This is a genomic window from Lacibacter sp. (assembly GCF_057361365.1).
Genome location: NZ_JBMQSG010000002.1, coordinates 12,328 through 26,406, shown reverse-complemented (window position 1 = coordinate 26,406; position 14,079 = coordinate 12,328). Strand labels below are relative to the sequence as shown.

The 14,079-nt window shown below is 39.1% G+C and carries 19 protein-coding genes; 11 read left to right on the top strand and 8 right to left on the bottom strand.

The window, feature by feature from the left end:
- Positions 1 to 2: 2 nt before the first annotated feature.
- Positions 3 to 614: an outer membrane beta-barrel protein gene (locus tag ACO1QW_RS00480; protein WP_486254681.1), complete on the bottom strand. Its 612-nt coding sequence runs from the start codon at positions 612 to 614 to the stop codon at positions 3 to 5.
- Positions 615 to 635: 21 nt separating this feature from the next.
- Positions 636 to 1,193 carry a DUF4136 domain-containing protein gene (locus ACO1QW_RS00475; RefSeq protein WP_486254680.1) on the bottom strand — a complete coding sequence of 186 codons (558 nt, stop codon included), beginning with the start codon at positions 1,191 to 1,193 and terminating at the stop codon, positions 636 to 638.
- Between the two features lie 217 nt (positions 1,194 to 1,410).
- Between ACO1QW_RS00475 and ACO1QW_RS00470 the strand changes: the two genes are divergently transcribed.
- The 10 genes from ACO1QW_RS00470 to aroQ all read left to right on the top strand — a co-directional run bounded on the left by ACO1QW_RS00470 (position 1,411) and on the right by aroQ (position 7,407).
- On the top strand, positions 1,411 to 1,818 hold the full coding sequence (locus ACO1QW_RS00470) for a hypothetical protein (protein ID WP_486254678.1): 408 nt from the start codon (positions 1,411 to 1,413) through the stop codon (positions 1,816 to 1,818).
- 51 nt (positions 1,819 to 1,869) lie between these two features.
- Positions 1,870 to 2,157, top strand: coding sequence for a translation initiation factor IF-1 (gene infA, locus ACO1QW_RS00465; RefSeq protein ID WP_486254919.1), 288 nt, complete (start codon positions 1,870 to 1,872; stop codon positions 2,155 to 2,157).
- Between the two features lie 59 nt (positions 2,158 to 2,216).
- Positions 2,217 to 2,333 (top strand): type B 50S ribosomal protein L36, encoded by a 117-nt coding sequence (gene ykgO / locus ACO1QW_RS00460; RefSeq protein WP_010519235.1) that lies wholly within the window; start codon positions 2,217 to 2,219, stop codon positions 2,331 to 2,333.
- A gap of 47 nt (positions 2,334 to 2,380) precedes the next feature.
- The gene (rpsM, locus tag ACO1QW_RS00455) at positions 2,381 to 2,761 is read left to right on the top strand and encodes a 30S ribosomal protein S13 (RefSeq protein ID WP_486254676.1); all 381 of its coding nucleotides are present in this window, start codon (positions 2,381 to 2,383) and stop codon (positions 2,759 to 2,761) included.
- Positions 2,762 to 2,930: 169 nt separating this feature from the next.
- Positions 2,931 to 3,335, top strand: a complete 405-nt coding sequence (gene rpsK, locus ACO1QW_RS00450; protein WP_294906200.1) for a 30S ribosomal protein S11 — start codon at positions 2,931 to 2,933, stop codon at positions 3,333 to 3,335.
- A 141-nt stretch (positions 3,336 to 3,476) separates the two neighbouring features.
- Entirely contained in the window at positions 3,477 to 4,082 is a 606-nt protein-coding gene (rpsD, locus tag ACO1QW_RS00445) for a 30S ribosomal protein S4 (RefSeq protein ID WP_486254673.1), read from the top strand.
- Between the two features lie 68 nt (positions 4,083 to 4,150).
- Entirely contained in the window at positions 4,151 to 5,149 is a 999-nt protein-coding gene (locus ACO1QW_RS00440; protein ID WP_486254671.1) for a DNA-directed RNA polymerase subunit alpha, read from the top strand.
- A gap of 94 nt (positions 5,150 to 5,243) precedes the next feature.
- Positions 5,244 to 5,747, top strand: coding sequence for a 50S ribosomal protein L17 (gene rplQ, locus ACO1QW_RS00435; RefSeq protein WP_486254669.1), 504 nt, complete (start codon positions 5,244 to 5,246; stop codon positions 5,745 to 5,747).
- A gap of 71 nt (positions 5,748 to 5,818) precedes the next feature.
- Positions 5,819 to 6,940 (top strand): glutamine-hydrolyzing carbamoyl-phosphate synthase small subunit, encoded by a 1,122-nt coding sequence (carA, locus tag ACO1QW_RS00430; RefSeq protein WP_486254667.1) that lies wholly within the window; start codon positions 5,819 to 5,821, stop codon positions 6,938 to 6,940.
- A 47-nt stretch (positions 6,941 to 6,987) separates the two neighbouring features.
- Positions 6,988 to 7,407, top strand: a complete 420-nt coding sequence (aroQ, locus tag ACO1QW_RS00425) for a type II 3-dehydroquinate dehydratase (protein WP_486254665.1) — start codon at positions 6,988 to 6,990, stop codon at positions 7,405 to 7,407.
- Here aroQ and ACO1QW_RS00420 read toward each other — a convergent pair.
- The 6 genes from ACO1QW_RS00420 to ACO1QW_RS00395 form a co-directional block, all read right to left on the bottom strand.
- Entirely contained in the window at positions 7,352 to 8,578 is a 1,227-nt protein-coding gene (locus ACO1QW_RS00420) for a sulfatase-like hydrolase/transferase (RefSeq protein ID WP_486254663.1), read from the bottom strand. The genes aroQ and ACO1QW_RS00420 overlap by 56 nt on opposite strands.
- 385 nt (positions 8,579 to 8,963) lie before the next feature.
- Positions 8,964 to 10,340, bottom strand: coding sequence for a class I SAM-dependent methyltransferase (locus tag ACO1QW_RS00415; protein ID WP_486254662.1), 1,377 nt, complete (start codon positions 10,338 to 10,340; stop codon positions 8,964 to 8,966).
- A complete protein-coding gene (locus ACO1QW_RS00410; RefSeq protein WP_486254660.1) occupies positions 10,321 to 10,497 on the bottom strand; it encodes a hypothetical protein in 177 nt (58 codons plus the stop codon). The genes ACO1QW_RS00415 and ACO1QW_RS00410 overlap by 20 nt, the downstream gene beginning before the upstream one ends.
- Positions 10,494 to 11,603: a M20/M25/M40 family metallo-hydrolase gene (locus tag ACO1QW_RS00405; RefSeq protein ID WP_486254658.1), complete on the bottom strand. Its 1,110-nt coding sequence runs from the start codon at positions 11,601 to 11,603 to the stop codon at positions 10,494 to 10,496. The genes ACO1QW_RS00410 and ACO1QW_RS00405 overlap by 4 nt, the downstream gene beginning before the upstream one ends.
- Positions 11,604 to 11,687: 84 nt before the next feature.
- Complete coding sequence (locus tag ACO1QW_RS00400) at positions 11,688 to 12,518, bottom strand: UbiA prenyltransferase family protein (protein ID WP_486254656.1); 831 nt, start codon at positions 12,516 to 12,518, stop codon at positions 11,688 to 11,690.
- Positions 12,519 to 12,530: 12 nt separating this feature from the next.
- On the bottom strand, positions 12,531 to 13,004 hold the full coding sequence (locus ACO1QW_RS00395) for a hypothetical protein (RefSeq protein WP_486254655.1): 474 nt from the start codon (positions 13,002 to 13,004) through the stop codon (positions 12,531 to 12,533).
- Positions 13,005 to 13,054: 50 nt separating this feature from the next.
- Between ACO1QW_RS00395 and ACO1QW_RS00390 the strand changes: the two genes are divergently transcribed.
- Complete coding sequence (locus tag ACO1QW_RS00390; RefSeq protein WP_486254653.1) at positions 13,055 to 14,035, top strand: LuxE/PaaK family acyltransferase; 981 nt, start codon at positions 13,055 to 13,057, stop codon at positions 14,033 to 14,035.
- Positions 14,036 to 14,079: the final 44 nt, after the last annotated feature.

Genomic DNA, 14,079 nt, shown 5'->3' with positions numbered 1-14,079 from the left:
TATTAATTCCTGTTAAAGAAAAACACGCCAAGGTTGAGTGAAATGCTTTGCAGGTTTTTTACATCATTATATTTAAATGCCGTGTAGTTGTAACGGAGACTCACATCAACACCAGCCAGTGAATATTTATTAAAGGCGATGCGTGTACCTATTTCAGGCGCTACGCTAAAACGAAAACCGCTTTTCTCATCCACTAATGTTCCAAACCATTCCTGGTAGGTGAGAAGATTACCGCCAATTCCAATGCCTGCATAAGGTTGTAATAATGACCCTTCTTTTATTTTACTATAACTTCCTTTCACTAATATAGGTATCGACTGCAAAGAATGTGATTTTACAGCTGATATATCAGTTTCTGAATAAGAATAAGTTTGCCGATCCTTCTTTTGATAGAGATCGCTGTAACCACCTGCAATTCCAATGGAAAAATTATTGTTGATGAAATATCCGTAATCGGCCGAAAATCCTCTTGGAGAAATACTTTCTGTAAAATCACGTACACTTCCAATAGGTAAATGCGTTGAATGTTGGATGCTGATTTTCGATAATCCCTTTTGCGCCGTTGCAACAGTAACTGAGCAAAAAGTTAATAGTAATATGCTAAGTTGTTTCATTGTAAATTTTTTGGTCTTCAATTAATTCTTCTTTATATATGGTGCAGTATCAAACAGGCCTTTTACAAGTAAGGGTACTGCTTCAGGATTAAATATTTCTTCCCCACGGATGGTTCCGCTCCATAATATTTTTAATGAATTACCACTGGTATTCTTCAGATCAATAATATCAATGGCCCAGGCCGATTCATTGGTATTATAAAAAACAAATTGGGTCGGCGTCCAGCCATACCCAGGGTATCCCCAAAAAGTCGGGTCCCAATAACCATAGTAGGGATCCCACCAACCGTTAACTGTGGACACATTTGTATAACTATTATCGATCCTTGCAATGCTGATGCCGAGATCAGGATTATTTGCCTTGCTTGTAATGCTGTAGCCCCGTGATTGCAATGTTGTCTTTATCTGGGTTATCATTGATTGCGCAAGGGCATTGGTTTCATAATTATTGCTGCCTTGCCTGTTACTTATAAGAATGACGGAATCGGGAATGGTAATTGTTGAAAAAGAAGAAAAATTTACGCCGTTCTGTCCACTGCTGATATAAACCCAGCTTTCTTCCACAGTCAGATTTTTCATCGGATTTTTTCTGCAGGCGATTAATACAAGTATTAGCAATAACGGTAAAAAGATGAGGCTCCTCGGTTTCATGTCCTTGTTATTTATTTATATAGAAACAAAAAAGAGGCCAGTTGAGTCATAAACCAGCTCGTAAGAATCATTTCCGCTTAGTTTTCGCTCCGTGTCGTATTTATCATTATTTGTTTAAATTAGAGCAAACAAAAGCGCTTGCGTTATGATTAAAATCTCTGATCTCAAAGACGGTGATCTCGTAATGGTCGATTTCGAAGGCACACTCATGGAAGGAGAGGTGCTTGAAGTAAATAACGGGCAAAAGCTGGCAAAGGTGCTTACCAACGGTCAAAATGAATTTTGGTATGCGGGTGAGGTGCTGAAGCCAATACCTTTAAGCGACGCCGCCCTCCAAAAAATTAATTTTACACGGGAAGATCTGGCCGATGGTTCGGTCAAATATTCAAAAGGAGCTTTCCGGGTTCAGTTGGATCGGCCTGACGATTTCAATAACATCAATTTTTGGTACCGGGAAGACAAGCGTCATGTAAATCAACCCATTGCGCTGCACCAATTACAGAATTATTATCTCGATATGACCAATGTGCATCTCACGGCACAGGCGATTTAAAACATAGAAAATTATATATTTGGCCCTGGCCCGGGAATTTTTTTTTTGAAAATGCCCGCCGGGGCTGATTTTTTTGTATTCTTTTCCAGAAATCCTCCTATCTTTGCGACCCCAAAAAGTATGGCGAAACAAGCACTTATTAAGCAAGACGGAAAAATTTTAGAGGCATTGAGCAATGCTATGTTTCGGGTACAGCTTGAAAACGGACACGAAATTTTAGCCACTATCTCAGGAAAAATGAGGATGCATTACATCCGAATACTACCTGGCGATAAAGTTGGAGTTGAAATGAGTCCTTATGATTTAAGCAGGGGCCGGATCATTTTCAGGTATAAGTAATTTTAAAAGCTATTAGCTGCTAGCTACTAGTTATTAGCAAATAGAAAAAAACAAATAAGATGAAGGTTAGAGCTTCAATTAAAAAACGCAGTGCAGATTGCAAGATCGTAAGAAGAAAAGGCCGTCTGTATGTGATCAACAAAAAGAATCCTCGCTTTAAACAGCGTCAGGGGTAATCGTTGCTGATTAAAAACAAACAAGAACAATAAAAGTAAAATAAGTTATGGCTCGTATTGCCGGTGTTGATTTACCAAAAAACAAAAGAGGTGAGATTGGTCTTACCTATATCTATGGTATTGGTCCTGCTACTGCTCGTTACATCCTTGAGAAATCAGGTATTGATGTTAACAAGAAAGTGAACCAGTGGAACGATGACGAATTAAATTCAATTCGTAACGTTATCACCAACGAGTTCAAAGTAGAAGGTCAGTTGCGTAGTGAAGTGCAAATGAGCATCAAGCGTTTGCTTGATATTGCTTGCTACCGTGGCTTACGTCACCGTAAAGGATTACCAGTTCGTGGACAGCGTACGAAGACAAACAGTCGCACACGTAAGGGTAAACGTAAGACAGTTGCAGGTAAGAAGAAAGCAGCTAAGAAGTAATAAGAATTAAGTTGAAAGCTGGTAGCAAAACGCTAACAGCTTTCGACTTTTCTATATACACCAGTTCTTACAGGTTAACAGCAGATATCACGGTGTAGATGGAGCGTTGATCTGGTCCCGAAAAAATCGGGATAATTTTTAAACAAATAGATTACCTCGGTTTTCAATTATGGCAAAAGCACAACAGGTGAGCGCTAAGGCAGCCGCCAAAAAAAGAGTTGTAAAGGTTGATGCACATGGTGACGCACATATCAGTGCCACTTTCAACAACATCATTATTAGTTTAACAAACAAGCAAGGACAAGTTATTTCCTGGAGCAGCGCCGGTAAAATGGGCTTTAAAGGTTCTAAGAAAAACACTCCTTATGCTGCACAGGTAGCATCTGCAGAAGCTGCAAAAGTTGCTTTTGATGCGGGTGTGAAACGTGTTGATGTATTTGTAAAAGGACCTGGTTCTGGTCGTGAAAGCGCTATCCGTGCTTTATCACAATCAGGTATTGAAGTAGCTATGATCAAAGACGTTACTCCTTTACCACACAACGGTTGTCGTCCCCCTAAAAAGAGAAGAGTTTAATTGATCGGTGCGTTTTACGCATCTGTCCAGACATATTTGAATCGCCAAGATTCATTCATTTTATTAAAGGGTTCCTCATTAATTTTTAACGCTTTTACTGATGAGAGAACCGGTACAAAAAAGCGTAAATGAATAAAAACTATGGCACGTTACACTGGTCCTAAGACCAAGATCTCCCGTATTTTCGGTGAGCCAATCCTCGGCAATGGCAAATGGTTGGGTAAAAACAGCAACCCTCCCGGCCAACACGGCGCACAACGTAAACGTAAAACTTTAGGTGAATACGCTTTACAGCTGCGTGAAAAACAAAAAGCTAAATACACTTACGGTGTATTAGAGAAGCAATTCCGTAAAACATTTGAAGAAGCTGCACGCTTGAAAGGTGTAACTGGTGAAAACCTGATTCGCCTCCTCGAAGCTCGTTTGGATAATACCATCTATCGTTTAGGTATTGCTCCTAGCCGCCCTGCTGCTCGCCAGCTGGTAAGCCACAAGCACGTTACTGTAAACGGGTATGTTGTGAATGTTCCTTCTTTCCAATTGAAACCAGGTGATGTCGTTAGCTTGAAAGACAAGAGCAAGGATAACACTTCTGTAACAAGTCCGGCAAAAGGTAAGAATCCTAAGTTTAACTGGATCGATTACAACGAAGCTGAAATGAAGGGTACGTTTATTGCCTACCCTGAGCGTGAAAGTGTTCCTGAAAATATCAAGGAGCAACTGATCGTGGAATTGTACAGCAAGTAATAATGAATGATCAGCGATGTGTTCATCAATGATCAGTCAATTCAAAAATGTAAAACAGAAACTTCAATATGGCTATTTTGAATTTCGTAAAACCCGACAAAATTGTTCTTCAGAAAGCAAGTGATTTTGAAGCACAATTTGAATTTCGTCCGCTTGAACCCGGTTATGGTGTTACTATTGGTAACGCACTGCGCCGTGTATTGCTGAATTCATTGGAAGGTTATGCAATTACCGGTATTAAAATAGAAGGTGCCGACCACGAGTTTGCTACTGTAAAAGGTATCAGCGAAGACGTTGTGGAAATCATCCTCAATTTGAAACAGGTTCGTTTTAAAAAGAAAGTTGAACATGACATTGCTCATGAGAAAGTTACTTTGAGCCTGAAAAACAAAACAGAATTTACTGCTGCAAATATTGGCGAAGCTACTCAGAGCTTTGAAGTAATGAACCCTGAGTTGCTCATCTGCACAATGGATCCGAGTGCAAAGCTTGATATCGAAATCAACATTGCAAAGGGCCGTGGTTATGTTCCTGCAGAGGATAACAAACCAAAAGATGCTCCATTTGGTTACATCGCTACTGATTCAATCTTTACACCCATTAAAAACGTAAAGTACCTGATCGAAAATACTCGTGTGGAACAACGTACTGATTTCGAAAAATTAGTAATGGACGTTGTTACGGATGGTACTATTCATCCGGAAGAAGCAGTAAAACAAGCAAGCCGTATTCTTATTCAGCACCTGATGATCATTACTGATGAAAACATCACGTTTGATAATAAGGAAGAGAAGAAAGAAGATGTGGTTGATGAGCAAATGCTGCAACTGCGTAAGGTATTGAAAACACCTTTGGAAGATCTCGATCTTTCAGTACGTGCCTTCAACTGCTTAAAAGCTGCGAAGATCAATTCATTAAGTGAGTTGGTTCAGTACGAACAGGAAGACTTGATGAAGTTCCGCAACTTCGGTCAGAAATCTTTGGCTGAAATTGAGCAGGTGTTAGGCGAAAGAGGCTTACACTTCGGTATGGATCTTCACAAAATGGGATTAGATAATATCGATTAATATTTTTTACTCAGCTGCAGTATTGCAGCTGAGTATTTTTTTAAACTTAGTCTTGTAATTCCTGACACGGTACAAGACTCTAAATTCAAACGTCATGCGTCACGGAGACAAAATCAAAAATTTAGGACGTACCGCTTCTCACAGAAAAGCGTTACTGACTAACCTCGCAATTGAGCTGATCCAGCACAAGCGTATTGTTACAACCTTAACTAAGGCGAAGGCTTTACGTACATGGATCGAGCCATTGATCACCAAGGCAAAAGATAACTCAACTCACAGCCGTCGTGTTGTGTTCAGTTACTTACAAAACAAAGAAGCTGTTACTGAGTTGTTTAGCACAGTTGCAGAGAAAATTGCAAGTCGCCCGGGTGGTTACACACGTGTACTGAAATTGGGAATTCGTGTAGGTGATAACGCAGAAAAAGCCATGATTGAACTCGTTGATTTCAACGAAATCTACGGTAAAGGAAAAGGTGAAGCTGCTGCCCCTGCTAAGAAAACCCGTCGTGCGGGTGGTGCGAAGAAGAAAGCTGATGCTGCAGCGGAAGCTGTTGTGCCTGCTGCTGAAGAAAAAACAGAAGAAAAATCAGCTGAGTAAATTAAATGTTGAAAATTTTCTGATACAGAGGCAGGCCATTTGGCTCTGCCTCTTTTATTTTGCACTTAATTATGACACAACCACATAAGCCAACAGGAACTCAAACCGCTATCTTGATGTTGGAAGATGGCAATGTATTTTACGGTAAAGCATTTGGTAAGATCGGTACCACTACTGGTGAAATCTGCTTTAATACAGGCATGACAGGTTACCAGGAAGTATTTACAGATCCCAGTTATACCGGCCAGGTAGTTATCATGAATAATGTGCACACTGGTAACTATGGCACATATATCAAAGATGTAGAAAGCAATAGTGTAAAAATCAAAGGCCTTATTGGTCGTAATCTCGAAGATCGTTATTCAAGGTACTCTGCTGACAAATCGTTGCAGCAATATCTTGAAGAGCAAAATATTGTTTCCATTGAAGACATTGATACAAGAGCACTTGTTACACATGTACGTACAAAAGGTGCAATGAACTGTATCATTTCATCCGAAATATTGGATGAAGCAAAGTTGAAAGAAGAGTTAGCGAAAGTGCCCTCAATGGAAGGATTGGAGCTGGCAAGCACAATAAGCACAACAGAGGCTTACAATGTGGGTGATGAAAATTCTCCCGTACGTATTGCAGTAATGGACTATGGTACAAAACTCAACATCCTCCAGTGTATGGTTGATCGTGGAGCGTATCTGAAAGTGTTTCCCGCAAAAACCACGATCGAAGAACTAAAAGCGTTTAACCCCGCAGGTTATTTTATTTCAAATGGTCCCGGTGATCCAGCAAGTATGGATTATGCAATTGAAACCGTAAGGGCAATTATTGACGAAAAGAAACCAACATTCGGCATTTGCCTTGGCCATCAATTGCTGGCATTGGCAAATGATATCACTACGTTTAAAATGCACCATGGTCATCGTGGATTAAATCACCCTGTGAAAAACCTGATTACAGGTTTGTGCGAAATCACAACCCAGAATCATGGTTTTGGTGTTGATCCCGAATCTGTGCGTAAAGCAGACAATGTTGAGGTTACTCACGTGAACCTGAATGATGAATCGATTGAAGGTATTCGTTTGAAAGATCGTCCTGCATTCTCGGTTCAATATCATCCTGAAAGCACGCCTGGCCCACATGACAGCCGTTACCTGTTTGATGATTTCATCAGCATGATCAAAGGCAGTTTAAATTAATAGCAGCCCCGAATTTACTTCGGGGCTTTTTATTTTATATTTATGCCATGAAGAAGATCGCCATCATTAATGGGCCTAATCTGAATTTGCTTGGCAAACGTGAGCCGGGTGTGTACGGTAATCAATCATTCGAAGAATATTTTGAAGAACTGAAAGCGAAATTTTCGGAAGTTGAATTTCATTACTATCAAAGTAATGTTGAAGGTGAGCTGATCAACGAATTACAACGTGTGGGTTTTTCATATGATGGTATCATTATGAATCCCGGTGGTTATACACATACTTCTGTTGCCATTGGCGATGCTATTGCTGCTATCACAACGCCCGTAGTGGAAGTGCACATCTCAAACGTGCATGCAAGAGAAGAATTTCGTAAACTTTCTCATGTAAGTGCAAAAGCTGCAGGAAGTATTATTGGTTTGGGGTTGAAGGGGTATGAGTTGGGAGTATCTTTTCTGATTTCCTAATTGTTTCTTTTGCTTCGGGTACAACTAAAGAACTACTATCTTTTAGTAGTGGCAAACCTGCGTTAAAATATTTGTTCAAAACAAATCGAAATGTATTGACAGGCGATGCTGACTTGTAGAGTGTGCTGTAATCTTTGTCGGGAAAATAGAACGCAGAATAATTATTGAATGTATAACCTTCTTGCCTGGCTTCTTTAGTTTTAAAACCATGATCTCCGGCAACAATAATGATCGTGTTTTTTTTGTTATTAGTCTGAATGTAAGTAACCAAATCACGGATTACAATAGTTGTGTATTTAAGCTGCTGATAATAGCCCTCCAAATCTTGTTTAATGGTTCGCACAACTGTTTCTCCTGGAGATTTTAACCTGCCGGTGCTGTCAAATACATAGGGATCATGTGGTAGCATAAAATGTCCGTAGATAAACTTAGGAGAACTTTTAGTGCTGCATGATTTTTTAACAAGATCAATTGTGGTATCGAAATCATGTTTTTTATTTAAATTTCTTTGAGTCAAAGATTGCAATTGCTGTTTATGGATAAAATCAATATCAATTCTGGTGTAATTCCAGAAAATGTCTTTGTACACACGGCCCGGAAGAGTTTTGAATGAGTAGTGATATTTTTTCAATGAATAGAAATATGGATGACCTGGCCATTGTTCATTTTCGAAGGAAATGGGTTGAAAACTATTGATTGCATAATTTTCTTTTCTCAATATTCTGAATAATGAATTGTCTTTAAACGATGACGAACCCCAGAAATAAACCTTTAAATCATTCATTACAGGTGCAATCCATGGAGGCAGATACTCCATGTTTAAGGTAGTAGAAAGTGAATGTATTGTCCAGTTGTAATTTGCCCTCGCATCAGAAGCGAGATAAAATCCTTTACTGGTTAAGAAACTGTCGAGATGAGTAATGTTTTTATCGGTGGCATGTTCTACACTTTTTGAAGCTGCCATTGCATCAAAGACGAGAAAATAGATATCGGGTTTAAGCGAATCAATTTGCTGGCTAGCAGCAGCGTATTCATTTGCCACCGAAAATCGAAAATCAATCAGGTTATGCACACTCTTATCTAATCGATAACGCTTAATGCTGTTAGGAATTTCGCTTAGAATCAGAATTAAAAACAACAGATTAAGAAATGTATAGAAACCCGTCGACACTTCTTTTCTTTTAACTGTCCAAAAAAGTATTACAAACAAAATAAGTATGACAGGTATGAGAAAAATGTATCGGGCGAAGAATTGGAGTGACTCAACGTTTTTTATGCTGTCTATAATGTACCCAAACGTAAGACAAACAAGGGCAATAAAAAACGTAAAAATTGCAGCCTTAGTTTTTGCCTTCAGGAAAAAAAGAGAGATAAAGTAAATTGCAAAAACAGAGGCTGAGATAATTGTGAGATTAAGAAGAACAAAATGAAAAGAAAGAAATCCAAATAGCTCATTGTAACCACTGTAAATAAAAAAAACAGGCAAAAGGAATAAAAAGAGCGGATAGTTTCCGATTACTTGTTTTGTCTTTTGAAAGAGACTGGGCATAATAAAGTTATCTTTTTCTATACAAGAACATTGTTCTGTTCGACCCTGGGATGATTAAACTTTGCAATTTCAGAAACCTCTTCTCAAATGCTCGTTCAAACTCTTCTTCAGTATAATGATCAAATATATCTTCCCGCCAATTCAACATATCCTTCACTTTGGCATCACTCTTCGGCACAAACTCAATAACCAGCACATTGCAAATAGATGCAAAAAAACTTGCCAGCTGTTCAAATGTAATATTCTTTGCAATAGCCAAGTGATGTATTAATGCCAAAGCCATGCACATATCTACTTTAGTGCGATTAAAAAAAGCCGGGCGTTCCTCATTCATCCAGCCCATTGATGGTGAGGGGTAAGAAAGATCGATCACAAAGGGATAAATATTTGATCTTTTCTCCTTTTTTAGACGGGTATAGAACCTGTTGATACAATCACTGTCAAAATCAGTTGCAATGACCATTGCCTCTTTTCGACATAACAACGAAAACTCGCCTTCGTTGGCACCTAAATCAAGAACAGAATTGTATTCAAGGCTTTCCAAAATTGAGCTCACTGCTTTTTGCTTTTCAGCAAAATATTGTTCGCTTAATATTGTTTCAGAATAATAATTATTCCAGGTGGTGGTCCTTGGTGGCAAGGCCAGGTAGCTTATGCAGCTATGCAGGCTTTCTAATATTTGTTCAATATTCTTCTTTGAAATCTTCGTGTTTGTTTGCTTTTGCCCTGCTGATTGCTTTCCCGCAAGCTTTGCCTGTAAATGAACATGCAGGTAAATCGAAGCTTTGAATTTTGTTTTGAAAGGAAGCAAACTGGAAGTAACAGCAGCTGGTACGCCATCGGGATAACTCAACATGAGTTTGTGTACTTCCATTCCGGTATGAACAGCAACGAGCAACGGATTTAAAAAACATTCGCAAAATTGTCGATAGGCAACCCAGGCTTCACCTTCATTGTAGGTTTCAAATGAAAGAGTATCGATCAAAGTAAATCTCCCTTCCACCAACTGCACATTTGTTGGCGTTGCGTCTTTCAGGATCATTCCCTTTTGCAAAGCCAGCTTGCAAATGTTGAGTGTAGTTAAAGCAGCATCTTTCAGCTGTTCAAAACTCCATTCCCATGCATAAGAAAGAATAGGAAGTTGTTTTGGTTGTAATGTCTTGTACCAATCGGGCTTTTCCGTATGATTATCAGAAAGCTCAGTAAAGGGAAGTAGTAATTTCTTTTTGAGTAGTTCATCTGCAAGACCGCTCTTCATCAAAAGATCATAATTTTTACTATAAGAAGAAGAAACGAAGCGATAGATCGTTCCATCCTTATTATAAATAAAACCGGAAGGATCACGAAATGAAGCAGGATGCTGATTAATCTGTTGTTGACTCATTCTCTTCCTCTTCAGTTTTGGGTGGTGTTTTTACAAAGAAGCTTTTGATCCAGTTCCATCCGCTCTTAAAATAAAAGATCACACCCAACACTGCAGCAATAATTACCTGTATAAGGTAGCTGCCGCTTCCCGGATCAAGATATAACAGTTGCATCATAGATAACGAAGATTGGTTTTTGGAGTTAAGGCCAGCAATGTTTCATACATCAGTTGAATAGTGTTTTCTATATCACTTCTATGTAACATTTCAACTGTTGTATGCATATAACGAAGAGGAATACTGATGAGCACCGATGGACAACCATCATTTGCATACGCAAACGAATCTGTATCCGTGCCTGTGCTACGGCTTAACGAACGCCATTGTACCGGTATCTTTTTGTTTTCAGCAATATCCGTAACGAAATCGAGTAATTTATTATGGATTGCAGGGCCAGTTGCCAAAGAGGGACCCTTGCCGCAGCTAATTTCACCTTCAACAATTTTACTGATCATTGGCGTTGTGGTATCATGTGTAACATCTGTTACAATGGCAATGTCAGGTTTAATACGGCGAGCAATCATCTCAGCACCACGCAAACCAATTTCTTCCTGTACTGCATTCACCACGTATAAACCATAAGGAAGTTTCTTTTTATTTTCTTTCAGCAAACGTGCAACCTCAGCAATCATAAAACCACCAATGCGGTTGTCAAAAGCACGAGCGATATAATAATCATTAGCAAGCTCATCAAAACCTTCTTCATACGTAACAACACAACCTACTTTAATACCAAGTTCGTCTACTTCTTTTTTATTGCGTGCACCGCAATCGAGCCAGAGATTATCAACACGTGGTTGGGTTTCTTTTGCATCGCCACCTAAACGTGTGTGAATGGCAGGCCATCCAAATACCGCCTTTACAATTCCTTTCTTTCCGTGAATGAATACACGTTTAGCAGGAGCAATCTGATGATCCACACCACCATTACGTTTCAAATAAATTAACCCTTCAGGATTGATATAATTTACAAACCAACTGATTTCATCGGCATGCGCTTCAATTACTACTTTGAATGAATGTTCGGGATTAATAACGCCCACCGCTGTGCCATATGGATCAACAAAATGTGTATCGATATATGGTTTCAAATATTCTAACCATACTTTTTGGCCACTGCTTTCGAAACCTACAGGCGAATGTGTATTATGATAATTCTTTAAAAATTCAAATCCTGTATCGGTAATGATCGATTTTTTCTTTGCTGCCTTCGCTTTTGCCATCGTTTTAATGCTTTCAGCAAATGTACGGTTTAGCGTCTTGTAAAAAGCTCCGCTAACCATACTTTTTACCAACGTGAAAGAAGCTTACAATAGAAGGAAAAGGCTGAGAAGAGAAGAAAGTATTAAAAGCCCATCGACCCAACCCAGGTAGAAATAATCGCTGTGCTGTGTTTTTGAAATCCGCAACAGGTAAATAGCAACTACTCCTGGAATTAATTGGAGTAAATGAAGATAGGTTTCAAAGCGGATTGCGAGGAATATCACTGAAAACGAATAGACGATCACATTAATAATGAAAAACACCTGGAACTGCCGCTCGTTCATGATATTGGCCGGGGTATGAACTCCCATTTCAAAATCCCGGAGGCGGTCACGGTAATCAAAGATCATGGTGGCAAGTGCTACCAACAAAAGCCGGCTGATAAAAAGAAATACTTCATTCACATTTGGCTGCACGTTGAAAAAAGCAAGTGGCAATACAACAGTTGCATATGACCACACAAAACCAATAAAATAACTTTTAATAAAGGTGAGAATAGATGGAAGCTTAATTGGATTTTTTAGCAATAAGGGAGCTGTATAAGCTGCATTGAAAATAATAGCCAGGATGATATGTGTATTGATGCTACGTATCTTCCACCAAAACCAAAGCGTTGCAATAAGTGTGAGGATATTGAGAATTAACGTAGCGCTCTTTGCTTGCCTGAACCACAACAACTGCTCCGATGAGCTGCTTTTTCCTGCTGCAAAACTAAAATGGAGATTATAGCTAAGCAACGTCGCAAAAAATACAAAAGCAATAAGGGTGAGGGGATATTCAAAAAGCGAATAGAACAGTTTGGTTTGCATGCAAAGCGTAGCGGCACTTACAGCAATAACGATATGATAAAAAAGAAGAAACCTGGTAAAACGCATTACAACCTATCCTTAAAAATCCAATTTAATGGGTTCCGATTGCACAGCATTGCTTGTATCTCCCGATTTGTCAACGACACGGAACCGGAATATTGCAACGTGGTCGGCCGATGTACAATCGTTACCCGATAAAATAGCGTAGCCTAGAATCTGCGTATTCGAAAATTTTACTTTAACGTTCACTTTCTGGTTGGCTTCGCTTGGAAACTGGGGAATTGTATAAATAAGATCGGTAAGCGAATTTGTTTGACAGGCAGGTGAAGGAGCATCTAACTTGTCGATAATAATTTGATTCTGGATATCGCCCTCTTTGTCCGTTACAGTTAAGTCGAACTCAAGAAATTTCCCTGAAACGCCGGTTTGCGATTGAATATTACCTTGTTTCACCGACTTAATTTCTACCTGTGGCTTGGTTGTATATTTATCTTTTCCGCAGCCTGCAAGCAAAGCAGCGAATACAAAAAGAAATAATAGTTTTGCTTTCATGTCATCAAGGTTCTTATTTCAAATTTAAGCATTAATACCCCACCAAAAAATTGATTCCTTCTTTTGTTAACAATCTTTTTGAGTTAAGCGTTACCCGGTTTAATGAGCTGGCGCAGAAATCGTTTAAATTCCAGTATAAAAACAACGGCGTTTACAGATCGTTTTGTGAAGCATTACATATAGAACCTCTTGAAATTTCTGGTATTAAGAAATACCCCTTTTTGCCTATCAACTTTTTTAAAACGCACAAAGTGTTGAGCACGGAGTTTATTGCTGAAACGATCTTTGAAAGCAGCGGTACATCTCAAACTATACAAAGTAAGCACTATGTTAAAAGTCTTTCGTTGTATGAAGATGCGTTTACGAGAGCATTTCAGTTACAATACGGTTCTCCTGGGAAATATTGCTTTCTTGGGCTGTTGCCCTCTTATCTCGAACGAGGCAATTCATCGCTGGTGTATATGGTGCAAAAGCTAATGGAGAAGAGTAATCATCCAATGAATGGATTTTATCTCAATAATTTCCAAGAGGTATTCGACAAGTTGCAACAGGTAGAAAAAGATGGGCAGCCCACTATTCTTATTGGCGTTACATTCGGTTTGCTCGATTTTGCAGAGCAATATCATTTACCGCTGAAGAATACGATGATTATGGAAACGGGAGGAATGAAGGGCAGAAGAGAAGAAATGACAAGAGAACAGGTGCATCATAAATTAAAAGAAGCATTTTCCTTAGAAGCAATTCATTCAGAATATGGAATGACCGAGTTACTTAGTCAGGCTTATTCAAAAGGTAGTGGTATTTTTCAATGCCCGCCATGGATGAAAATTCTGGTGCGTGATGAAGATGATCCTTTTCATATTCGTACATCCGGTAAAGGGGCAATTAATATCATTGACCTCGCCAATGTTTACTCAACCAGTTTTATAGCAACCGATGATGTTGGCGAAGTATTTGAAGATGGTAGCTTTCGTGTATTAGGCCGTATGGATAACAGCGATATCCGTGGATGTAGCCTGCTGGCACTTTAGCAAAATCGAAAGTGGTAAATCTAAAATTCAAAGTAAAGTCCAAG